Genomic DNA, 25314 nt, shown 5'->3' with positions numbered 1-25314 from the left:
AGAAGCAAATGGCCGGCGCTAAAGAAATTAAAAACAAGATCGGGAGTATTACTAATACTCAGAAGATCACCAGCGCAATGGAGATGGTTGCCGCGAGCAAAATGCGTAAAGCACAAGATCGCATGGCATCTAGTCGCCCATACGCTAACACAATGCGCAGAGTGATCGGTCATCTCGCAGAAGGTTCTCTAGAGTACTCTCATCCGTACCTAGAAGAGCGTGAAGCGAAACGTGTTGGTTATATTGTGATTTCAACTGACCGTGGTCTATGCGGTGGCTTGAACATTAACCTTTTCAAAAAAACTATCTCTGATATGAAGGGATGGTCTGACAAAAAAGTAGATATCGACTTAGGCCTTATTGGTGCTAAAGCTGGTACATTTTTTGGTAGTGTAGGCGGAAACGTGGTGGCTAATGTAGCTAACCTCGGTGAAGAACCTGCATTAGAAGATTTGATTGGTTCTGTTCGAGTTATGCTAGAAGCATACGATAACGGGAAGTTGGATCGCTTATTCGTTGTATATAACAAATTTGTTAATACAATGACGCAAGAACCAACTATCGATCAACTACTGCCGTTGCCTGCATCGGAAGAAAATGAAGCATTACCTAAGCATGGCTGGGATTACCTTTATGAAGGTGAGCCTGCTGAGCTTCTAACTAAATTATTAGTTAGATTTATTGAATCTCAAGTGTATCAAGGTGTTGTCGAGAACGCTGCATCAGAGCAAGCAGCACGTATGTTTGCAATGAAAAATGCAACTGACAATGCTGGTGACATTATTGATGAGTTACAGTTAGTCTTTAACAAAGCTCGTCAATCTGCCATCACACAAGAAATTTCTGAAATTTGTGCTGGTGCTTCAGCGGTTTAGGCAAACTTGTAAAGTTTAGAGGATTTAAAATGAGTACTGGTATTATTGTCCAGATCATCGGTGCAGTTGTGGACGTTGAGTTTCCACAAGAATCCGTACCTCAAGTGTACGATGCACTGACATTCGACGACGCTAACCTATCTGAATTGGTGCTAGAAGTTCAGCAACAAATCGGTGGTGGTGTTGTTCGTTGTATCGTTATGGGTTCAAGTGACGGTTTACGCCGAGGCCTTAAAGTAACTAACACTGGTAGCGCGATTAGCGTGCCTGTTGGTGACGAATGTCTTGGTCGTATTGTAAACGTTCTTGGTAACCCAATTGACGGTAAAGGCGCTATCCCAACAGATACGCGTTATGAAATTCACCGTACAGCGCCTTCTTATGAAGAGCAGTCACTTTCTAGCGAATTGTTAGAAACTGGTGTTAAAGTTATCGATTTGATTTGCCCATTTGCTAAAGGTGGTAAAGTCGGTCTATTCGGTGGTGCCGGTGTTGGTAAAACCGTAAACATGATGGAACTGATCAACAACATCGCTAAAGCTCACTCAGGTTTATCTGTGTTTGCTGGTGTTGGTGAGCGTACTCGTGAAGGTAACGATTTCTACTACGAGATGGAAGAAGCCGGCGTACTTGATAAAGTAGCAATGGTTTACGGCCAAATGAATGAGCCTCCAGGTAACCGTTTACGCGTTGCTTTGACTGGTTTATCAATGGCTGAACGCTTCCGTGACGAAGGTAAAGATGTATTATTATTCATCGATAATATCTATCGTTATACACTTGCGGGAACTGAAGTATCTGCACTGCTAGGTCGTATGCCATCAGCAGTAGGCTACCAGCCTACACTAGCTGAAGAAATGGGTATCCTACAAGAGCGTATTACTTCAACTAAGAGTGGTTCAATTACATCAATCCAAGCGGTATACGTACCTGCGGATGATTTAACGGATCCATCTCCAGCAACAACATTTGCTCACTTAGATGCAACAGTTGTACTGAACCGTAACATTGCTTCAATGGGTATGTACCCTGCGATCGACCCACTAGATTCTACTTCTCGTCAGTTAGATCCTCTAGTAGTTGGTCAAGAACATTACGACATCGCTCGTGGCGTTCAAGGTGTACTACAGCGTTATACTGAGTTAAAAGACATTATTGCGATCCTAGGTATGGATGAGCTATCTGAAGAAGATAAGCAAATTGTATCTCGTGCTCGTAAGATCCAACGTTTCTTAACTCAGCCATACCATGTTGCTGAAGTATTTACGGGTGACCCAGGTGTTCTAGTATCATTAAAAGAAACTCTACGTGGCTTTAAAGGCTTACTAGAGGGTGATTACGATGATCTTCCTGAGCAAGCGTTCATGTATTGTGGTTCTATCGACGATGCTGTTGAAGCTGCGAAGAAACTGTAAATAAGCGAGGGCACTATGGCTATGACTTTTGATTTGAATGTAGTAAGCGCAGAAGGTGTTTTATTTTCTGGGCGTGCTGAAAGCATTCAAGTTACCGGTTCTGGCGGTGAGTTCGGCATTTTAGCTGGACATACACCACTATTAACTGGAATAGTACCTGGCATGGTGCGCTTGGTTAAACAACACGGTGAAGAAGAAGTTATCTTCGTTTCAGGCGGTACTTGTGAAGTACAACCTGGCGAAGTTACCGTGCTGGCTGATACTGCGATTCGTGCAGAAGATCTAGATTTAGCCAAAGCGCAAGAAGCCAAAAGACAAGCTGAAGAACTACTTAACAGCTCTGCAACTAACCAAGATGTAGATTATGTTAAAGTTGCGAATCAACTGGCTGATGCAATTGCTCAACTTCGCGTGCTTAAATTGGTTAAAAAATTCAACTAGTTTGAATTTTTAATTGAATGCGTTTAGTTGTCAAAAAGCGACCTTAGGGTCGCTTTTTTTTATGTTTTTAATACACATTAATATTGTTAAACTTAATCATTCCCTATAACCTGAATATTCTATTTATATTTTAATGTCATCATTCAGATAAGAGCCCATTATGCCCATTAGTGTTGTTATTCTTGCCGCTGGTAAAGGAACGCGTATGCGTTCAGATCTTCCTAAAGTTCTTCACCCAATTGCTAAAAAACCAATGGTTCAGCATGTTATTGATACCGTAAAACAATTAGATGTTAACGATATCCATTTAGTTTATGGCCATGGTGCTGAATTACTGAAATCACGAATTCAAGATGATAAATTAAATTGGGTTCTACAAGCTGAACAATTGGGGACAGGCCATGCGGTACAACAGGCCGCGGGTCAATTTAAAGCTGATGAGCAAGTATTAGTGTTGTATGGTGATGTTCCATTAATTAGCCAAGAAACGCTAACGCATCTATGCCAATCTCAGCCTGAAGGTGGTATTGGCTTACTTACTGTGAAATTAGATAATCCGATGGGGTATGGCCGAATTGTCCGTGAAGGCGACACGGTTGTAGGTATTGTTGAGCAGAAAGATGCATCTGCAGAACAACTTAAAATTAATGAAGTGAATTCCGGAATCCTCGTTGCTAATGGTGCAGATTTTCAGCACTGGTTATCTTTGTTAGATAATAATAATGCGCAAGCTGAATATTACTTAACTGATGTAATTGCACTTGCACATAAAGCAGGTCGCACGATTAACGCCGTTCACCCGATTGCAAATATCGAAGTTGAAGGTGTGAATAACCGCATGCAATTAGCTGAACTAGAACGCGCATACCAAGAATTACAAGCATATAAACTCATGGAGCAAGGCGTTACTATGCTTGATCCTCGTCGCTTTGACTTACGCGGCGAAGTTAATGTTGGTAACGATGTTACTTTTGATATTAATGTGATTATTGAAGGTAAGGTCACTATTGGTCGTGGTGTCACTATTGGTGCTAACTGTATTTTGAAAGATTGTCATATAGGTGATAATTCTGAGATAAAACCAAACTCCATTATTGAATCAGCGACAATTGGTATTGATTGTAGTGTAGGCCCATTTGCGCGTTTACGTCCTAATACTATACTGGAAGACGATGCACATGTAGGTAACTTTGTTGAGCTGAAAAAGACAACATTAGGTAAAGGCTCTAAAGCTGGTCACCTTGCTTATCTTGGCGATAGCCTTATTGGTGAAAAAGTAAATATTGGTGCGGGTACTATTACTTGTAACTATGATGGGGTAAATAAATTCCAGACGGTTATTGAAGATGGCGCATTCATTGGTTCAGATAGTCAATTGATCGCACCTGTCACTATTGGTAAAAATGCCACTGTTGGCGCCGGTTCTACTATAGCTAAAGATGTAGCTGCCGATGAACTTGTGATCACTCGAGTGAAACAGCGTCATATCAAAAGTTGGCCTAAACCAACTAAAGTTGCAAAGTAAGCGTTAATGTAATTGCAGTTATAAAAAGCAGAGGCTTATCTCTGCTTTTTTGTATTCGTCATAAACTATGCATTATACAGGGGTTGGAATTGGATTACGTTTATGAGTTGTTTTTTTATAGGTATCGATAATTTTAGTTTCAGCTTTAATATCGATCTCTTTCCCTTCTAAGAAATCATCGATTTGCTCATAAGTAACACCTAAGGCAATTTCATCTTCTAATTGAGGGCGCTCTTCTTCCAAATCGGCAGTAGGTACTTTTTGATAAACTAATTCTGATGCGCCTAAATAGGCTGCGAGTGCTCTCACCTGACGTTTATTTAAACCAAACAATGGTGCTAAATCACAAGCTCCGTCACCGTGTTTAGTAAAGAAGCCGGAAATGTTTTCTGCACTGTGATCTGTTCCAGGTACTAAACCTTGATATAAACCGGCAATTTCATATTGTGCAATCATTCGCATTCTTGCTTTTACATTACCTTTATTAAAATCTTGGTTGAATGCGGTGCTTTCTGGTAATCCAGCTGCTTTCACGGATTCGAGTACTTCTGCATGAATACTATCTGCACCAGATTGAATATTGACTGTGACAGATGTTTTTGGATTAATAAAGCGAAGTGCTTTTTGTGCATCATCTTCATCTGCTTGTACAGAGTAAGGTAAACGTACTGCAATGAAATTATAAACATTACTCTGGTATTCTGTATTTAGCTCTTCGATAGCTAATTGGCAAAGTCGGCCACAAGTTGATGAATCAACACCACCACTTATACCTAATACTAAACTTTTTAATCCTGAGTCAGTTAATTGTTGTTTGATAAAGTTGATGCGACTACGGATCTCATCGGCGATATCGATACTAGGTTTAACTTTCATCTCTGCGATAATTTGTTTTTTAAGTTCAGTCATGGGTATATCTCCTTGGTTAAGGTTATTGTATCGCGATAAATGGACATTACTAGTTATCTGACGATGTTAATGATGACTTTTATCATGTCTTGCTTCGCTATATTGGGGGATTCATATACTATCAAGATCGAAAAAACACACTTCTGTACTAAATCTATACAGAGCTTGTTGTTTGTGAGGTTATTTTATAATAACGCTTGCCTATGTGATCGAATTCTCTATAATCCATCCCACTGAAACGGCAACAGCCGCTCAGTATGCTCTTTAACAATTTATTCAAGCAATCTGTGTGAGCACTTGCAGAGATATAATGACCAAAAATTATATCAATGTAATTGTGAACATTAAATTAAATCGAAAGATTTGGTTTTATAAACAACAAACCTCGGTTTGTTGTTGAAGTACAGAATTCATTGAGCCGACTTAATCAACAACGTTGATTAGTCAAAAAACTTTTAATTGAAGAGTTTGATCATGGCTCAGATTGAACGCTGGCGGTAGGCTTAACACATGCAAGTCGAGCGGAAACGAAGAATAGCTTGCTATTCTGGCGTCGAGCGGCGGACGGGTGAGTAATGCTTGGGAATCTGCCTAGTCGAGGGGGACAACAGTTGGAAACGACTGCTAATACCGCATACGACCTACGGGTGAAAGGGGGCCTCTTCTTGAAAGCTCTCGCGACTAGATGAGCCCAAGTGGGATTAGCTTGTTGGTGAGGTAAGAGCTCACCAAGGCGACGATCCCTAGCTGGTCTGAGAGGATGATCAGCCACACTGGAACTGAGACACGGTCCAGACTCCTACGGGAGGCAGCAGTGGGGAATATTGCACAATGGGGGAAACCCTGATGCAGCCATACCGCGTGTATGAAGAAGGCCTTAGGGTTGTAAAGTACTTTCAGCGAGGAGGAAAGGCAGTAGATTAATACTCTACTGCTGTGACGTTACTCGCAGAAGAAGCACCGGCTAACTCCGTGCCAGCAGCCGCGGTAATACGGAGGGTGCAAGCGTTAATCGGAATTACTGGGCGTAAAGCGCATGCAGGCGGTTTGTTAAGCGAGATGTGAAAGCCCCGGGCTCAACCTGGGAACTGCATTTCGAACTGGCAAACTAGAGTTCTTGAGAGGGTGGTAGAATTTCAGGTGTAGCGGTGAAATGCGTAGAGATCTGAAGGAATACCAGTGGCGAAGGCGGCCACCTGGCAAGTAACTGACGCTCAGATGCGAAAGCGTGGGTAGCAAACGGGATTAGATACCCCGGTAGTCCACGCCGTAAACGATGTCTACTCGGAGTTTGGTTCCTTGAGAACTGGGCTCTTAAGCTAACGCATTAAGTAGACCGCCTGGGGAGTACGGCCGCAAGGTTAAAACTCAAATGAATTGACGGGGGCCCGCACAAGCGGTGGAGCATGTGGTTTAATTCGATGCAACGCGAAGAACCTTACCTACTCTTGACATCCATAGAACTTTCCAGAGATGGATTGGTGCCTTCGGGAACTATGAGACAGGTGCTGCATGGCTGTCGTCAGCTCGTGTTGTGAAATGTTGGGTTAAGTCCCGCAACGAGCGCAACCCTTATCCTTATTTGCCAGCACGTAATGGTGGGAACTCTAAGGAGACTGCCGGTGATAAACCGGAGGAAGGTGGGGACGACGTCAAGTCATCATGGCCCTTACGAGTAGGGCTACACACGTGCTACAATGGCGCATACAAAGGGCTGCAAACCAGCAATGGTAAGCGAATCCCATAAAGTGCGTCGTAGTCCGGATTGGGGTCTGCAACTCGACCCCATGAAGTCGGAATCGCTAGTAATCGTGAATCAGAATGTCACGGTGAATACGTTCCCGGGCCTTGTACACACCGCCCGTCACACCATGGGAGTGGGCTGCACCAGAAGTCATTAGCTTAACCTTCGGGAGGGCGATGACCACGGTGTGGTTCATGACTGGGGTGAAGTCGTAACAAGGTAGCCCTAGGGGAACCTGGGGCTGGATCACCTCCTTACGTAAAGTTGTTAATTTTTGTAAGTGCCCACACAAATTGCTTGAATAGAAAGTTGAATAGTATGTCTTACTAATAGTAAGACGCTAGTAAGCAAAGATAAGCAATCGCTTGTTTATCTTTGCTTTTTAGCAAATTGCTCTTTAAAAATTTGGAAAGCTGAATAAATAAAGAAGTTCTTAAAACACGTTATTGCTTCGGCAATAACAATATAGTGTTCTTGAGTATTCTTGAGGCGAAAAAAACTAGATAATACCTAGTTATTTCAATTGTACGGTCGACTTTAGATTGTATGGTTAAGTGACTAAGCGTATACGGTGGATGCCTAGGCAGTCAGAGGCGATGAAGGACGTGTTAATCTGCGTTAAGCTGTGGGGAGTTGATAAAAAGCGTTAATCCACAGATTTCCGAATGGGGGAACCCACTCTACTTTGTAGAGTATCGTAACGTGAATACATAGCGTTGCGAAGCGAACCGGGAGAACTGAAACATCTAAGTACCCCGAGGAAAAGAAATCAATAGAGATACCCTTAGTAGCGGCGAGCGAACGGGGTCTAGCCCTTAAGCAGTTTGGAAGTTAGTGGAAGATTCTGGAAAGTTTCACGATACAGGGTGATAGTCCCGTACATGAAAACGACCTTACTGTGAAATCGAGTAGGACGGCACACGTGATATGCTGTTTGAATATGGGAGGACCATCTTCCAAGGCTAAATACTACTGACTGACCGATAGTGAACCAGTACCGTGAGGGAAAGGCGAAAAGAACCCCTGTGAGGGGAGTGAAATAGAACCTGAAACCGTATACGTACAAGCAGTGGGAGCAGACTTGTTCTGTGACTGCGTACCTTTTGTATAATGGGTCAACGACTTAATTTCAGTAGCAAGGTTAAGCGAATAGCGGAGCCGTAGGGAAACCGAGTGTTAACTGCGCGAATAGTTGCTGGGATTAGACCCGAAACCCGGTGATCTAGCCATGGGCAGGTTGAAGGTTGAGTAACATCAACTGGAGGACCGAACCGACTAATGTTGAAAAATTAGCGGATGACTTGTGGCTGGGGGTGAAAGGCCAATCAAACCGGGAGATAGCTGGTTCTCCTCGAAAGCTATTTAGGTAGCGCCTCGCGTCTAACTATTGGGGGTAGAGCACTGTTAAGGCTAGGGGGTCATCCCGACTTACCAACCCTTTGCAAACTCCGAATACCAATAAGTTCAATCGCGGGAGACACACGGCGGGTGCTAACGTCCGTCGTGGAAAGGGAAACAACCCAGACCGTCAGCTAAGGTCCCAAAGTGTATGTTAAGTGGGAAACGATGTGGAAAGGCTCAGACAGCCAGGAAGTTGGCTTAGAAGCAGCCATCTTTTAAAGAAAGCGTAATAGCTCACTGGTCGAGTCGGTCTGCGCGGAAGATTTAACGGGGCTAAACATACCACCGAAGCTACGGATGCAAGACTTGTTCTTGCATGGTAGAGGAGCGTTCTGTAAGCCGTCGAAGGTGAGTTGAGAAGCTTGCTGGAGGTATCAGAAGTGCGAATGTTGACATGAGTAACGATAATGGGGGTGAAAAACCTCCACGCCGAAAGACCAAGGGTTCCTGTCCAACGTTAATCGGGGCAGGGTGAGTCGACCCCTAAGGCGAGGCCGAAAGGCGTAGTCGATGGGAAACAGGTTAATATTCCTGTACTCACTTATATTGCGATGGGGTGACGGAGAAGGTTAGGCTAGCATGGCGATGGTTGTCCATGTTTAAGGTTGTAGGCTGTGTGCTTAGGTAAATCCGGGCGCACATTAAGGCTGAGAGCTGATGACGAGTCTCTACGGAGATGAAGTAGTTGATACCCGGCTTCCAGGAAAAACCTCTAAGCTTCAGATATAAGAGAATCGTACCCCAAACCGACACAGGTGGTTAGGTAGAGAATACTAAGGCGCTTGAGAGAACTCGGGTGAAGGAACTAGGCAAAATGGTACCGTAACTTCGGGAGAAGGTACGCCGATGATGGTGAAGGACTTGCTCCGTAAGCTATTGTCGGTCGCAGAGAAATGGTGGCTGCAACTGTTTATTAAAAACACAGCACTGTGCAAAATCGAAAGATGACGTATACGGTGTGACGCCTGCCCGGTGCCGGAAGGTTAATTGATTGGGTTAGACTTAGGTCGAAGCTCATGATCGAAGCCCCGGTAAACGGCGGCCGTAACTATAACGGTCCTAAGGTAGCGAAATTCCTTGTCGGGTAAGTTCCGACCTGCACGAATGGCGTAATGATGGCCACGCTGTCTCCACCCGAGACTCAGTGAAATTGAAATCGCTGTTAAGATGCAGTGTACCCGCGGCTAGACGGAAAGACCCCGTGAACCTTTACTATAGCTTGGCACTGAACATTGAACCTACATGTGTAGGATAGGTGGGAGACGTTGAAGCATTGTCGCTAGATGATGTGGAGTCAACCTTGAAATACCACCCTTGTACGTTTGATGTTCTAACGTAGGTCCCTTATCGGGATTGCGGACAGTGTCTGGTGGGTAGTTTGACTGGGGCGGTCTCCTCCCAAAGAGTAACGGAGGAGCACGAAGGTTGGCTAAACATGGTTGGACATCATGTGGTTAGTGCAAAGGCATAAGCCAGCTTAACTGCGAGACAGACACGTCGAGCAGGTACGAAAGTAGGTCTTAGTGATCCGGTGGTTCTGAATGGAAGGGCCATCGCTCAACGGATAAAAGGTACTCCGGGGATAACAGGCTGATACCGCCCAAGAGTTCATATCGACGGCGGTGTTTGGCACCTCGATGTCGGCTCATCACATCCTGGGGCTGAAGTTGGTCCCAAGGGTATGGCTGTTCGCCATTTAAAGTGGTACGCGAGCTGGGTTTAGAACGTCGTGAGACAGTTCGGTCCCTATCTGCCGTGGGCGTTTGAGAATTGAGAGGAGCTGCTCCTAGTACGAGAGGACCGGAGTGGACGAACCACTGGTGTTCGGGTTGTTATGCCAATAGCATTGCCCGGTAGCTAAGTTCGGAACTGATAACCGCTGAAAGCATCTAAGCGGGAAGCAGGCCTCGAGATGAGTTCTCACTGGGACTTTAAGTCCCCTGAAGGGCCGTTGGAGACTACAACGTTGATAGGCAAGGTGTGTAAGTGCTGTGAGGCATTGAGCTAACTTGTACTAATTACCCGTGAGGCTTAACCATACAAATTAAAGTATGATTAATTGAAATATCGACTTAAGAATTGATTGAACACTACTATTTATCGAAAGATAGGTTTTAAAGACTTCTTTATTTATAGCTTTTCAGATTTTAAAGATACAACTTGAAAGCAAACCAGATTTGCTTGGTGACCATAGTGTTGCGGTACCACCTGATCCCATTCCGAACTCAGTAGTGAAACGTAATAACGCCGATGGTAGTGTGGGGCTTCCCCATGTGAGAGTAGGGCATCGCCAAGCGCCAAATTAGAGAGAGCCGATATCAGTAATGATATCGGCTTTTTTGTGTCTGTAATTTACACCTGTGATGTGATTATTGCGCGTTTGAATTAAAAATACCGAGCTTAACCAGCAGCGTTGGTTGCTATAAACGTATTCCAACTAATAAAAAACCAGCCGATGGCTGGTTTTTGTGTATTTAAAGTTGGATTAATTAAAGTCAGCGATAATGTACAGGTGCTAGCTTGTAAAAATACGCAGTTCTCTTTCGCTGAACTGAATATCGGGTCTTATTATCGCGGAATATACACGTGTAATAATTTATTTATGCTAAAACCGTTTTATTTTGGCTGTAAAATGGCGTAATTGGACGCTAAGGACTAAACTTAATATCCTTGCTCGATAGTATTACCCTTAAAGTAAATCTGTAACGCAAGTTCAGGCCAATCATATTATGCTGTAATTATCACCGTTCGTATGAATCGTGATCGTTAATGCACGTGTTATTGCTGGTTTTTCCTGCACTAAATATTAAATCAATATAAGTGCATAAAATGGATTGCTAATGTGATCTAAATCCCTATAATGCATCCCACTGACACGGCAAGAGCCGCTCAGTAAGGTGTTTAAAAAGAACTTAGGTTACTTTTTAAACGTCCTGAATAAAGCATAAATATGTGCTTGACTTCGAATCTGGTTTGCGTAGAATACGCAGCCTGACTAAGACGCAAAGCGTTGATGTCAATGCTCTTTAACAATTTATTCAAGCAATCTGTGTGAGCACTTGCAGAGATATAATGACCAAAAATTATATCAATGTAATTGTGAACATTAAATTAAATCGAAAGATTTGGTTTTATAAACAACAAACCTCGGTTTGTTGTTGAAGTACAGAATTCATTGAGCCGACTTAATCAACAACGTTGATTAGTCAAAAACTTTTAATTGAAGAGTTTGATCATGGCTCAGATTGAACGCTGGCGGTAGGCTTAACACATGCAAGTCGAGCGGAAACGAAGAATAGCTTGCTATTCTGGCGTCGAGCGGCGGACGGGTGAGTAATGCTTGGGAATCTGCCTAGTCGAGGGGGACAACAGTTGGAAACGACTGCTAATACCGCATACGACCTACGGGTGAAAGGGGGCCTCTTCTTGAAAGCTCTCGCGACTAGATGAGCCCAAGTGGGATTAGCTTGTTGGTGAGGTAAGAGCTCACCAAGGCGACGATCCCTAGCTGGTCTGAGAGGATGATCAGCCACACTGGAACTGAGACACGGTCCAGACTCCTACGGGAGGCAGCAGTGGGGAATATTGCACAATGGGGGAAACCCTGATGCAGCCATACCGCGTGTATGAAGAAGGCCTTAGGGTTGTAAAGTACTTTCAGCGAGGAGGAAAGGCAGTAGATTAATACTCTACTGCTGTGACGTTACTCGCAGAAGAAGCACCGGCTAACTCCGTGCCAGCAGCCGCGGTAATACGGAGGGTGCAAGCGTTAATCGGAATTACTGGGCGTAAAGCGCATGCAGGCGGTTTGTTAAGCGAGATGTGAAAGCCCCGGGCTCAACCTGGGAACTGCATTTCGAACTGGCAAACTAGAGTTCTTGAGAGGGTGGTAGAATTTCAGGTGTAGCGGTGAAATGCGTAGAGATCTGAAGGAATACCAGTGGCGAAGGCGGCCACCTGGCAAGTAACTGACGCTCAGATGCGAAAGCGTGGGTAGCAAACGGGATTAGATACCCCGGTAGTCCACGCCGTAAACGATGTCTACTCGGAGTTTGGTTCCTTGAGAACTGGGCTCTTAAGCTAACGCATTAAGTAGACCGCCTGGGGAGTACGGCCGCAAGGTTAAAACTCAAATGAATTGACGGGGGCCCGCACAAGCGGTGGAGCATGTGGTTTAATTCGATGCAACGCGAAGAACCTTACCTACTCTTGACATCCATAGAACTTTTCAGAGATGAATTGGTGCCTTCGGGAACTATGAGACAGGTGCTGCATGGCTGTCGTCAGCTCGTGTTGTGAAATGTTGGGTTAAGTCCCGCAACGAGCGCAACCCTTATCCTTATTTGCCAGCACGTAATGGTGGGAACTCTAAGGAGACTGCCGGTGATAAACCGGAGGAAGGTGGGGACGACGTCAAGTCATCATGGCCCTTACGAGTAGGGCTACACACGTGCTACAATGGCGCATACAAAGGGCTGCAAACCAGCAATGGTAAGCGAATCCCATAAAGTGCGTCGTAGTCCGGATTGGGGTCTGCAACTCGACCCCATGAAGTCGGAATCGCTAGTAATCGTGAATCAGAATGTCACGGTGAATACGTTCCCGGGCCTTGTACACACCGCCCGTCACACCATGGGAGTGGGCTGCACCAGAAGTCATTAGCTTAACCTTCGGGAGGGCGATGACCACGGTGTGGTTCATGACTGGGGTGAAGTCGTAACAAGGTAGCCCTAGGGGAACCTGGGGCTGGATCACCTCCTTACGTAAAGTTGTTAATTTTTGTAAGTGCCCACACAAATTGCTTGAATAGAAACGTTAAAGACAGTCTTATGAAAATAAGACAACGTTTGGGATGAAATCCAAACGTAGAAAGTAAATAGTGTCCCGTTCGTCTAGAGGCCTAGGACACCGCCCTTTCACGGCGGTAACACGAGTTCAAATCTCGTACGGGATACCATCTTTCTTCTGTAAGGAAGATGGAGTATTTTTTCTTTCTGATTAAAAATCAAAGCTAAGCAGCGAATGCTTATCTTTGCTTTTTAGCAAATTGCTCTTTAAAAATTTGGAAAGCTGAATAAATAAAGAAGTTCTTAAAACACGTTATTGCTTCGGTAATAACAATATAGTGTTCTTGAGTATTCTTGAGGCGAAAAAAACTAGATAATACCTAGTTATTTCAATTGTACGGTCGACTTTAGATTGTATGGTTAAGTGACTAAGCGTATACGGTGGATGCCTAGGCAGTCAGAGGCGATGAAGGACGTGTTAATCTGCGTTAAGCTGTGGGGAGTTGATAAAAAGCGTTAATCCACAGATTTCCGAATGGGGGAACCCACTCTACTTTGTAGAGTATCGTAACGTGAATACATAGCGTTGCGAAGCGAACCGGGAGAACTGAAACATCTAAGTACCCCGAGGAAAAGAAATCAATAGAGATACCCTTAGTAGCGGCGAGCGAACGGGGTCTAGCCCTTAAGCAGTTTGGAAGTTAGTGGAAGATTCTGGAAAGTTTCACGATACAGGGTGATAGTCCCGTACATGAAAACGACCTTACTGTGAAATCGAGTAGGACGGCACACGTGATATGCTGTTTGAATATGGGAGGACCATCTTCCAAGGCTAAATACTACTGACTGACCGATAGTGAACCAGTACCGTGAGGGAAAGGCGAAAAGAACCCCTGTGAGGGGAGTGAAATAGAACCTGAAACCGTATACGTACAAGCAGTGGGAGCAGACTTGTTCTGTGACTGCGTACCTTTTGTATAATGGGTCAACGACTTAATTTCAGTAGCAAGGTTAAGCGAATAGCGGAGCCGTAGGGAAACCGAGTGTTAACTGCGCGAATAGTTGCTGGGATTAGACCCGAAACCCGGTGATCTAGCCATGGGCAGGTTGAAGGTTGAGTAACATCAACTGGAGGACCGAACCGACTAATGTTGAAAAATTAGCGGATGACTTGTGGCTGGGGGTGAAAGGCCAATCAAACCGGGAGATAGCTGGTTCTCCTCGAAAGCTATTTAGGTAGCGCCTCGCGTCTAACTATTGGGGGTAGAGCACTGTTAAGGCTAGGGGGTCATCCCGACTTACCAACCCTTTGCAAACTCCGAATACCAATAAGTTCAATCGCGGGAGACACACGGCGGGTGCTAACGTCCGTCGTGGAAAGGGAAACAACCCAGACCGTCAGCTAAGGTCCCAAAGTGTATGTTAAGTGGGAAACGATGTGGAAAGGCTCAGACAGCCAGGAAGTTGGCTTAGAAGCAGCCATCTTTTAAAGAAAGCGTAATAGCTCACTGGTCGAGTCGGTCTGCGCGGAAGATTTAACGGGGCTAAACATACCACCGAAGCTACGGATGCAAAGACTTGTTCTTTGCATGGTAGAGGAGCGTTCTGTAAGCCGTCGAAGGTGAGTTGAGAAGCTTGCTGGAGGTATCAGAAGTGCGAATGTTGACATGAGTAACGATAATGGGGGTGAAAAACCTCCACGCCGAAAGACCAAGGGTTCCTGTCCAACGTTAATCGGGGCAGGGTGAGTCGACCCCTAAGGCGAGGCCGAAAGGCGTAGTCGATGGGAAACAGGTTAATATTCCTGTACTCACTTATATTGCGATGGGGTGACGGAGAAGGTTAGGCTAGCATGGCGATGGTTGTCCATGTTTAAGGTTGTAGGCTGTGTGCTTAGGTAAATCCGGGCGCACATTAAGGCTGAGAGCTGATGACGAGTCTCTACGGAGATGAAGTAGTTGATACCCGGCTTCCAGGAAAAACCTCTAAGCTTCAGATATAAGAGAATCGTACCCCAAACCGACACAGGTGGTTAGGTAGAGAATACTAAGGCGCTTGAGAGAACTCGGGTGAAGGAACTAGGCAAAATGGTACCGTAACTTCGGGAGAAGGTACGCCGATGATGGTGAAGGACTTGCTCCGTAAGCTATTGTCGGTCGCAGAGAAATGGTGGCTGCAACTGTTTATTAAAAACACAGCACTGTGCAAAATCGAAAGATGACGTATACGGTGTGACGCCTGCCCGGTGCCGGAAGGTTAATTGATTGGGTTAGACTTAGGTCGAAGCTCATGATCGAAGCCCCGGTAAACGGCGGCCGTAACTATAACGGTCCTAAGGTAGCGAAATTCCTTGTCGGGTAAGTTCCGACCTGCACGAATGGCGTAATGATGGCCACGCTGTCTCCACCCGAGACTCAGTGAAATTGAAATCGCTGTTAAGATGCAGTGTACCCGCGGCTAGACGGAAAGACCCCGTGAACCTTTACTATAGCTTGGCACTGAACATTGAACCTACATGTGTAGGATAGGTGGGAGACGTTGAAGCATTGTCGCTAGATGATGTGGAGTCAACCTTGAAATACCACCCTTGTACGTTTGATGTTCTAACGTAGGTCCCTTATCGGGATTGCGGACAGTGTCTGGTGGGTAGTTTGACTGGGGCGGTCTCCTCCCAAAGAGTAACGGAGGAGCACGAAGGTTGGCTAAACATGGTTGGACATCATGTGGTTAGTGCAAAGGCATAAGCCAGCTTAACTGCGAGACAGACACGTCGAGCAGGTACGAAAGTAGGTCTTAGTGATCCGGTGGTTCTGAATGGAAGGGCCATCGCTCAACGGATAAAAGGTACTCCGGGGATAACAGGCTGATACCGCCCAAGAGTTCATATCGACGGCGGTGTTTGGCACCTCGATGTCGGCTCATCACATCCTGGGGCTGAAGTTGGTCCCAAGGGTATGGCTGTTCGCCATTTAAAGTGGTACGCGAGCTGGGTTTAGAACGTCGTGAGACAGTTCGGTCCCTATCTGCCGTGGGCGTTTGAGAATTGAGAGGAGCTGCTCCTAGTACGAGAGGACCGGAGTGGACGAACCACTGGTGTTCGGGTTGTTATGCCAATAGCATTGCCCGGTAGCTAAGTTCGGAACTGATAACCGCTGAAAGCATCTAAGCGGGAAGCAGGCCTCGAGATGAGTTCTCACTGGGACTTTAAGTCCCCTGAAGGGCCGTTGGAGACTACAACGTTGATAGGCAAGGTGTGTAAGTGCTGTGAGGCATTGAGCTAACTTGTACTAATTACCCGTGAGGCTTAACCATACAAATTAAAGTATGATTAATTGAAATATCGACTTAAGAATAGATTGAACACTACTATTTATCGAAAGATAGGTTTTAAAGACTTCTTTATTTATAGCTTTTCAGATTTTAAAGATACAACTTGAAAGCAAACCAAATTTGCTTGGTGACCATAGTGTTGCGGTACCACCTGATCCCATTCCGAACTCAGTAGTGAAACGTAATAACGCCGATGGTAGTGTGGGGCTTCCCCATGTGAGAGTAGGGCATCGCCAAGCGCCAAATTAGAGAGAGCCGATATCAGTAATGATATCGGCTTTTTTGTGTCTGTAATTTACACCTGTGATGTGATTATTGCGCGTTTGAATTAAAAATACCGAGCTTAACCAGCAGCGTTGGTTGCTATAAACGTATTCCAACTAATAAAAAACCAGCCGATGGCTGGTTTTTGTGTATTTAAAGTTGGATTAATTAAAGTCAGCGATAATGTACAGGTGCTAGCTTGTAAAAATACGCAGTTCTCTTTCGCTGAACTGAATATCGGGTCTTATTATCGCGGAATATACACGTGTAATAATTTATTTATGCTAAAACCGTTTTATTTTGGCTGTAAAATGGCGTAATTGGACGCTAAGGACTAGACTTAATATCCTTGCTCGATAGTATTACCCTTAAAGTAAATCTGTAACGCAAGTTCAGGCCAATCATATTATGCTGTAATTATCACCGTTCGTATGAATCGTGATCGTTAATACACGTGTTATTGCTGGTTTTTCCTGCACTAAATATTAAATCAATATAAGTGCATAAAATGGATTGCTAATGTGATCTAAATCCCTATAATGCATCCCACTGACACGGCAACAGCCGCTCAGTAAGGTGTTTAAAAAGAACTTAGGTTACTTTTTAAACGTCCTGAATAAAGCATAAATATGTGCTTGACTTCGAATCTGGTTTGCGTAGAATACGCAGCCTGACTAAGACGCAAAGCGTTGATGTCAATGCTCTTTAACAATTTATTCAAGCAATCTGTGTGAGCACTTGCAGAGATATAATGACCAAAAATTATATCAATGTAATTGTGAACATTAAATTAAATCGAAAGATTTGGTTTTATAAACAACAAACCTCGGTTTGTTGTTGAAGTACAGAATTCATTGAGCCGACTTAATCAACAACGTTGATTAGTCAAAAAACTTTTAATTGAAGAGTTTGATCATGGCTCAGATTGAACGCTGGCGGTAGGCTTAACACATGCAAGTCGAGCGGAAACGAAGAATAGCTTGCTATTCTGGCGTCGAGCGGCGGACGGGTGAGTAATGCTTGGGAATCTGCCTAGTCGAGGGGGACAACAGTTGGAAACGACTGCTAATACCGCATACGACCTACGGGTGAAAGGGGGCCTCTTCTTGAAAGCTCTCGCGACTAGATGAGCCCAAGTGGGATTAGCTTGTTGGTGAGGTAAGAGCTCACCAAGGCGACGATCCCTAGCTGGTCTGAGAGGATGATCAGCCACACTGGAACTGAGACACGGTCCAGACTCCTACGGGAGGCAGCAGTGGGGAATATTGCACAATGGGGGAAACCCTGATGCAGCCATACCGCGTGTATGAAGAAGGCCTTAGGGTTGTAAAGTACTTTCAGCGAGGAGGAAAGGCAGTAGATTAATACTCTACTGCTGTGACGTTACTCGCAGAAGAAGCACCGGCTAACTCCGTGCCAGCAGCCGCGGTAATACGGAGGGTGCAAGCGTTAATCGGAATTACTGGGCGTAAAGCGCATGCAGGCGGTTTGTTAAGCGAGATGTGAAAGCCCCGGGCTCAACCTGGGAACTGCATTTCGAACTGGCAAACTAGAGTTCTTGAGAGGGTGGTAGAATTTCAGGTGTAGCGGTGAAATGCGTAGAGATCTGAAGGAATACCAGTGGCGAAGGCGGCCACCTGGCAAGTAACTGACGCTCAGATGCGAAAGCGTGGGTAGCAAACGGGATTAGATACCCCGGTAGTCCACGCCGTAAACGATGTCTACTCGGAGTTTGGTTCCTTGAGAACTGGGCTCTTAAGCTAACGCATTAAGTAGACCGCCTGGGGAGTACGGCCGCAAGGTTAAAACTCAAATGAATTGACGGGGGCCCGCACAAGCGGTGGAGCATGTGGTTTAATTCGATGCAACGCGAAGAACCTTACCTACTCTTGACATCCATAGAACTTTTCAGAGATGAATTGGTGCCTTCGGGAACTATGAGACAGGTGCTGCATGGCTGTCGTCAGCTCGTGTTGTGAAATGTTGGGTTAAGTCCCGCAACGAGCGCAACCCTTATCCTTATTTGCCAGCACGTAATGGTGGGAACTCTAAGGAGACTGCCGGTGATAAACCGGAGGAAGGTGGGGACGACGTCAAGTCATCATGGCCCTTACGAGTAGGGCTACACACGTGCTACAATGGCGCATACAAAGGGCTGCAAACCAGCAATGGTAAGCGAATCCCATAAAGTGCGTCGTAGTCCGGATTGGGGTCTGCAACTCGACCCCATGAAGTCGGAATCGCTAGTAATCGTGAATCAGAATGTCACGGTGAATACGTTCCCGGGCCTTGTACACACCGCCCGTCACACCATGGGAGTGGGCTGCACCAGAAGTCATTAGCTTAACCTTCGGGAGGGCGATGACCACGGTGTGGTTCATGACTGGGGTGAAGTCGTAACAAGGTAGCCCTAGGGGAACCTGGGGCTGGATCACCTCCTTACGTAAAGTTGTTAATTTTTGTAAGTGCCCACACAAATTGCTTGAATAGAAAGTTGAATAGTATGTCTTACTAATAGTAAGACGCTAGTAAGCAAAGATAAGCAATCGCTTGTTTATCTTTGCTTTTTAGCAAATTGCTCTTTAAAAATTTGGAAAGCTGAATAAATAAAGAAGTTCTTAAAACACGTTATTGCTTCGGCAATAACAATATAGTGTTCTTGAGTATTCTTGAGGCGAAAAAAACTAGATAATACCTAGTTATTTCAATTGTACGGTCGACTTTAGATTGTATGGTTAAGTGACTAAGCGTATACGGTGGATGCCTAGGCAGTCAGAGGCGATGAAGGACGTGTTAATCTGCGTTAAGCTGTGGGGAGTTGATAAAAAGCGTTAATCCACAGATTTCCGAATGGGGGAACCCACTCTACTTTGTAGAGTATCGTAACGTGAATACATAGCGTTGCGAAGCGAACCGGGAGAACTGAAACATCTAAGTACCCCGAGGAAAAGAAATCAATAGAGATACCCTTAGTAGCGGCGAGCGAACGGGGTCTAGCCCTTAAGCAGTTTGGAAGTTAGTGGAAGATTCTGGAAAGTTTCACGATACAGGGTGATAGTCCCGTACATGAAAACGACCTTACTGTGAAATCGAGTAGGACGGCACACGTGATATGCTGTTTGAATATGGGAGGACCATCTTCCAAGGCTAAATACTACTGACTGACCGATAGTGAACCAGTACCGTGAGGGAAAGGCGAAAAGAACCCCTGTGAGGGGAGTGAAATAGAACCTGAAACCGTATACGTACAAGCAGTGGGAGCAGACTTGTTCTGTGACTGCGTACCTTTTGTATAATGGGTCAACGACTTAATTTCAGTAGCAAGGTTAAGCGAATAGCGGAGCCGTAGGGAAACCGAGTGTTAACTGCGCGAATAGTTGCTGGGATTAGACCCGAAACCCGGTGATCTAGCCATGGGCAGGTTGAAGGTTGAGTAACATCAACTGGAGGACCGAACCGACTAATGTTGAAAAATTAGCGGATGACTTGTGGCTGGGGGTGAAAGGCCAATCAAACCGGGAGATAGCTGGTTCTCCTCGAAAGCTATTTAGGTAGCGCCTCGCGTCTAACTATTGGGGGTAGAGCACTGTTAAGGCTAGGGGGTCATCCCGACTTACCAACCCTTTGCAAACTCCGAATACCAATAAGTTCAATCGCGGGAGACACACGGCGGGTGCTAACGTCCGTCGTGGAAAGGGAAACAACCCAGACCGTCAGCTAAGGTCCCAAAGTGTATGTTAAGTGGGAAACGATGTGGAAAGGCTCAGACAGCCAGGAAGTTGGCTTAGAAGCAGCCATCTTTTAAAGAAAGCGTAATAGCTCACTGGTCGAGTCGGTCTGCGCGGAAGATTTAACGGGGCTAAACATACCACCGAAGCTACGGATGCAAGACTTGTTCTTGCATGGTAGAGGAGCGTTCTGTAAGCCGTCGAAGGTGAGTTGAGAAGCTTGCTGGAGGTATCAGAAGTGCGAATGTTGACATGAGTAACGATAATGGGGGTGAAAAACCTCCACGCCGAAAGACCAAGGGTTCCTGTCCAACGTTAATCGGGGCAGGGTGAGTCGACCCCTAAGGCGAGGCCGAAAGGCGTAGTCGATGGGAAACAGGTTAATATTCCTGTACTCACTTATATTGCGATGGGGTGACGGAGAAGGTTAGGCTAGCATGGCGATGGTTGTCCATGTTTAAGGTTGTAGGCTGTGTGCTTAGGTAAATCCGGGCGCACATTAAGGCTGAGAGCTGATGACGAGTCTCTACGGAGATGAAGTAGTTGATACCCGGCTTCCAGGAAAAACCTCTAAGCTTCAGATATAAGAGAATCGTACCCCAAACCGACACAGGTGGTTAGGTAGAGAATACTAAGGCGCTTGAGAGAACTCGGGTGAAGGAACTAGGCAAAATGGTACCGTAACTTCGGGAGAAGGTACGCCGATGATGGTGAAGGACTTGCTCCGTAAGCTATTGTCGGTCGCAGAGAAATGGTGGCTGCAACTGTTTATTAAAAACACAGCACTGTGCAAAATCGAAAGATGACGTATACGGTGTGACGCCTGCCCGGTGCCGGAAGGTTAATTGATTGGGTTAGACTTAGGTCGAAGCTCATGATCGAAGCCCCGGTAAACGGCGGCCGTAACTATAACGGTCCTAAGGTAGCGAAATTCCTTGTCGGGTAAGTTCCGACCTGCACGAATGGCGTAATGATGGCCACGCTGTCTCCACCCGAGACTCAGTGAAATTGAAATCGCTGTTAAGATGCAGTGTACCCGCGGCTAGACGGAAAGACCCCGTGAACCTTTACTATAGCTTGGCACTGAACATTGAACCTACATGTGTAGGATAGGTGGGAGACGTTGAAGCATTGTCGCTAGATGATGTGGAGTCAACCTTGAAATACCACCCTTGTACGTTTGATGTTCTAACGTAGGTCCCTTATCGGGATTGCGGACAGTGTCTGGTGGGTAGTTTGACTGGGGCGGTCTCCTCCCAAAGAGTAACGGAGGAGCACGAAGGTTGGCTAAACATGGTTGGACATCATGTGGTTAGTGCAAAGGCATAAGCCAGCTTAACTGCGAGACAGACACGTCGAGCAGGTACGAAAGTAGGTCTTAGTGATCCGGTGGTTCTGAATGGAAGGGCCATCGCTCAACGGATAAAAGGTACTCCGGGGATAACAGGCTGATACCGCCCAAGAGTTCATATCGACGGCGGTGTTTGGCACCTCGATGTCGGCTCATCACATCCTGGGGCTGAAGTTGGTCCCAAGGGTATGGCTGTTCGCCATTTAAAGTGGTACGCGAGCTGGGTTTAGAACGTCGTGAGACAGTTCGGTCCCTATCTGCCGTGGGCGTTTGAGAATTGAGAGGAGCTGCTCCTAGTACGAGAGGACCGGAGTGGACGAACCACTGGTGTTCGGGTTGTTATGCCAATAGCATTGCCCGGTAGCTAAGTTCGGAACTGATAACCGCTGAAAGCATCTAAGCGGGAAGCAGGCCTCGAGATGAGTTCTCACTGGGACTTTAAGTCCCCTGAAGGGCCGTTGGAGACTACAACGTTGATAGGCAAGGTGTGTAAGTGCTGTGAGGCATTGAGCTAACTTGTACTAATTACCCGTGAGGCTTAACCATACAAATTAAAGTATGATTAATTGAAATATCGACTTAAGAATAGACAGAACACTTTATGTTTTAAAGACTTCTTTATTTATAGCTTTTCAGATTTTAAAGATACAACTTGAAAGCAAACCAAATTTGCTTGGTGACCATAGTGTTGCGGTACCACCTGATCCCATTCCGAACTCAGTAGTGAAACGTAATAACGCCGATGGTAGTGTGGGGCTTCCCCATGTGAGAGTAGGGCATCGCCAAGCGCCAAATTAGAGAGCCGATATCAGCGATGATATCGGCTTTTTTGTGTCTGTAATTTACACCTGTGATGTGATTATTGCGCGTTTGAATTAAAAATACCGAGCTTAACCAGCAGCGTTGGTTGCTATAAACGTATTCCAACTAATAAAAAACCAGCCGATGGCTGGTTTTTGTGTAACTGGCGTTCGATTAGTCAAAAGGAACGGCTCTTCGTAGTCAATTCGCTTGTGAACACGCACCGTTATTTTTAGCTTGAGTGAATGTTGGGCCTTATATTCACTGAATATAATGAGCAAAAAAGTTATTTTATGCTCAACGCTGATTATTTTGGCTAATTATAGTCGCGCTCTGTTCCGGGACAGAACTAGATTAATAGATTTGGTTAGTATTTTTTATCCATGAGACGAATTGGTATTAGTAAGGCTGTAGGGAATTGAATGCTGTAATAGTAGTCGTTCGTATGAATCGTGATCGTTAATACGCGTGTTATTGCTGGTTTTTCCTGCACTAAATATTAAATCAATATAAGTGCATAAAATGGATTGCTAATGTGATCTAAATCCCTATAATGCATCCCACTGACACGGCAAGAGCCGCTCAGTAAGGTGTTTAAAAAGAACTTAGGTTACTTTTTAAACGTCCTGAATAAAGCATAAATATGTGCTTGACTTCGAATCTGGTTTGCGTAGAATACGCAGCCTGACTAAGACGCAAAGCGTTGATGTCAATGCTCTTTAACAATTTATTCAAGCAATCTGTGTGAGCACTTGCAGAGATATAATGACCAAAAATTATATCAATGTAATTGTGAACATTAAATTAAATCGAAAGATTTGGTTTTATAAACAACAAACCTCGGTTTGTTGTTGAAGTACAGAATTCATTGAGCCGACTTAATCAACATCGTTGATTAGTCAAAAACTTTTAATTGAAGAGTTTGATCATGGCTCAGATTGAACGCTGGCGGTAGGCTTAACACATGCAAGTCGAGCGGAAACGAAGAATAGCTTGCTATTCTGGCGTCGAGCGGCGGACGGGTGAGTAATGCTTGGGAATCTGCCTAGTCGAGGGGGACAACAGTTGGAAACGACTGCTAATACCGCATACGACCTACGGGTGAAAGGGGGCCTCTTCTTGAAAGCTCTCGCGACTAGATGAGCCCAAGTGGGATTAGCTTGTTGGTGAGGTAAGAGCTCACCAAGGCGACGATCCCTAGCTGGTCTGAGAGGATGATCAGCCACACTGGAACTGAGACACGGTCCAGACTCCTACGGGAGGCAGCAGTGGGGAATATTGCACAATGGGGGAAACCCTGATGCAGCCATACCGCGTGTATGAAGAAGGCCTTAGGGTTGTAAAGTACTTTCAGCGAGGAGGAAAGGCAGTAGATTAATACTCTACTGCTGTGACGTTACTCGCAGAAGAAGCACCGGCTAACTCCGTGCCAGCAGCCGCGGTAATACGGAGGGTGCAAGCGTTAATCGGAATTACTGGGCGTAAAGCGCATGCAGGCGGTTTGTTAAGCGAGATGTGAAAGCCCCGGGCTCAACCTGGGAACTGCATTTCGAACTGGCAAACTAGAGTTCTTGAGAGGGTGGTAGAATTTCAGGTGTAGCGGTGAAATGCGTAGAGATCTGAAGGAATACCAGTGGCGAAGGCGGCCACCTGGCAAGTAACTGACGCTCAGATGCGAAAGCGTGGGTAGCAAACGGGATTAGATACCCCGGTAGTCCACGCCGTAAACGATGTCTACTCGGAGTTTGGTTCCTTGAGAACTGGGCTCTTAAGCTAACGCATTAAGTAGACCGCCTGGGGAGTACGGCCGCAAGGTTAAAACTCAAATGAATTGACGGGGGCCCGCACAAGCGGTGGAGCATGTGGTTTAATTCGATGCAACGCGAAGAACCTTACCTACTCTTGACATCCATAGAACTTTCCAGAGATGGATTGGTGCCTTCGGGAACTATGAGACAGGTGCTGCATGGCTGTCGTCAGCTCGTGTTGTGAAATGTTGGGTTAAGTCCCGCAACGAGCGCAACCCTTATCCTTATTTGCCAGCACGTAATGGTGGGAACTCTAAGGAGACTGCCGGTGATAAACCGGAGGAAGGTGGGGACGACGTCAAGTCATCATGGCCCTTACGAGTAGGGCTACACACGTGCTACAATGGCGCATACAAAGGGCTGCAAACCAGCAATGGTAAGCGAATCCCATAAAGTGCGTCGTAGTCCGGATTGGGGTCTGCAACTCGACCCCATGAAGTCGGAATCGCTAGTAATCGTGAATCAGAATGTCACGGTGAATACGTTCCCGGGCCTTGTACACACCGCCCGTCACACCATGGGAGTGGGCTGCACCAGAAGTCATTAGCTTAACCTTCGGGAGGGCGATGACCACGGTGTGGTTCATGACTGGGGTGAAGTCGTAACAAGGTAGCCCTAGGGGAACCTGGGGCTGGATCACCTCCTTACGTAAAGTTGTTAATTTTTGTAAGTGCCCACACAAATTGCTTGAATAGAAAGTTGAATAGTATGTCTTACTAATAGTAAGACGCTAGTAAGCAAAGATAAGCAATCGCTTGTTTATCTTTGCTTTTTAGCAAATTGCTCTTTAAAAATTTGGAAAGCTGAATAAATAAAGAAGTTCTTAAAACACGTTATTACTTCGGTAATAACAATATAGTGTTCTTGAGTATTCTTGAGGCGAAAAAAACTAGATAATACCTAGTTATTTCAATTGTACGGTCGACTTTAGATTG

Annotated in this window: 5 protein-coding genes, 1 tRNA gene and 10 rRNA genes; 15 read left to right on the top strand and 1 reads right to left on the bottom strand. The window is 45.5% G+C overall.

All coding sequences use genetic code 11. The features are described from left to right. The first annotated feature begins 8 nt into the window (after positions 1–8). From atpG to glmU, 4 genes are all read left to right on the top strand, one after another. The gene (atpG, locus tag HWV03_RS22390; protein WP_211677965.1) at positions 9–875 is read left to right on the top strand and encodes a F0F1 ATP synthase subunit gamma; all 867 of its coding nucleotides are present in this window, start codon (positions 9–11) and stop codon (positions 873–875) included. A gap of 29 nt (positions 876–904) precedes the next feature. Further along, positions 905–2290 carry a F0F1 ATP synthase subunit beta gene (gene atpD / locus HWV03_RS22385; RefSeq protein WP_211677964.1) on the top strand — a complete coding sequence of 462 codons (1386 nt, stop codon included), beginning with the start codon at positions 905–907 and terminating at the stop codon, positions 2288–2290. Positions 2291–2305: 15 nt separating this feature from the next. Next, a complete protein-coding gene (locus HWV03_RS22380) occupies positions 2306–2731 on the top strand; it encodes a F0F1 ATP synthase subunit epsilon (protein ID WP_045108515.1) in 426 nt (141 codons plus the stop codon). 160 nt (positions 2732–2891) lie between these two features. After that, positions 2892–4256 carry a bifunctional UDP-N-acetylglucosamine diphosphorylase/glucosamine-1-phosphate N-acetyltransferase GlmU gene (gene glmU / locus HWV03_RS22375; protein ID WP_211677963.1) on the top strand — a complete coding sequence of 455 codons (1365 nt, stop codon included), beginning with the start codon at positions 2892–2894 and terminating at the stop codon, positions 4254–4256. 72 nt (positions 4257–4328) lie between these two features. Here the strand turns inward: glmU and nadE are convergent, their stop codons facing one another. Beyond that, positions 4329–5165, bottom strand: a complete 837-nt coding sequence (nadE, locus tag HWV03_RS22370) for an ammonia-dependent NAD(+) synthetase (protein ID WP_211677962.1) — start codon at positions 5163–5165, stop codon at positions 4329–4331. Between the two features lie 456 nt (positions 5166–5621). Between nadE and HWV03_RS22365 the strand changes: the two genes are divergently transcribed. From HWV03_RS22365 to HWV03_RS22315, 11 genes are all read left to right on the top strand, one after another. Next, a 16S ribosomal RNA gene (locus HWV03_RS22365) occupies positions 5622–7166 on the top strand. 291 nt (positions 7167–7457) lie between these two features. Next, positions 7458–10349 (top strand): 23S ribosomal RNA (locus tag HWV03_RS22360). A 141-nt stretch (positions 10350–10490) separates the two neighbouring features. Next, positions 10491–10606: ribosomal RNA gene (gene rrf, locus HWV03_RS22355) — 5S ribosomal RNA — on the top strand. Between the two features lie 921 nt (positions 10607–11527). After that, positions 11528–13072, top strand: a 16S ribosomal RNA gene (locus HWV03_RS22350). 119 nt (positions 13073–13191) lie between these two features. Then, a tRNA-Glu gene (locus HWV03_RS22345) sits at positions 13192–13267 on the top strand. Positions 13268–13515: 248 nt separating this feature from the next. Next, a 23S ribosomal RNA gene (locus HWV03_RS22340) occupies positions 13516–16409 on the top strand. 141 nt (positions 16410–16550) lie between these two features. Further along, positions 16551–16666 (top strand): 5S ribosomal RNA (rrf, locus tag HWV03_RS22335). 922 nt (positions 16667–17588) lie between these two features. Beyond that, positions 17589–19133: ribosomal RNA gene (locus HWV03_RS22330) — 16S ribosomal RNA — on the top strand. A 291-nt stretch (positions 19134–19424) separates the two neighbouring features. Next, positions 19425–22316 (top strand): 23S ribosomal RNA (locus tag HWV03_RS22325). Between the two features lie 126 nt (positions 22317–22442). Next, positions 22443–22558: ribosomal RNA gene (gene rrf / locus HWV03_RS22320) — 5S ribosomal RNA — on the top strand. 923 nt (positions 22559–23481) lie between these two features. Continuing rightward, a 16S ribosomal RNA gene (locus HWV03_RS22315) occupies positions 23482–25026 on the top strand. Together the 16S, 23S and 5S rRNA genes with 1 tRNA gene alongside form the textbook arrangement of a ribosomal RNA operon. Positions 25027–25314: the final 288 nt, after the last annotated feature.

Origin of the sequence: Moritella sp. 36, assembly GCF_018219415.1 — a bacterium.
GTDB lineage: Bacteria > Pseudomonadota > Gammaproteobacteria > Enterobacterales > Moritellaceae > Moritella.
Note: the sequence above shows the minus strand (reverse complement) of the source record. Positions and strands in the feature narration are given on the sequence as shown.

Bases quoted from the DNA above. Each gene is read 5' to 3' on its own strand.
- atpG (WP_211677965.1), top strand. From the start codon at position 9: ATGGCCGGCGCTAAAGAAATTAAAAACAAGATCGGGAGTATTACTAAT.
- atpD (WP_211677964.1), top strand. From the start codon at position 905: ATGAGTACTGGTATTATTGTCCAGATCATCGGTGCAGTTGTGGACGTT.
- HWV03_RS22380 (WP_045108515.1), top strand. From the start codon at position 2,306: ATGGCTATGACTTTTGATTTGAATGTAGTAAGCGCAGAAGGTGTTTTA.
- glmU (WP_211677963.1), top strand. From the start codon at position 2,892: ATGCCCATTAGTGTTGTTATTCTTGCCGCTGGTAAAGGAACGCGTATG.
- nadE (WP_211677962.1), bottom strand. From the start codon at position 5,165: ATGACTGAACTTAAAAAACAAATTATCGCAGAGATGAAAGTTAAACCT.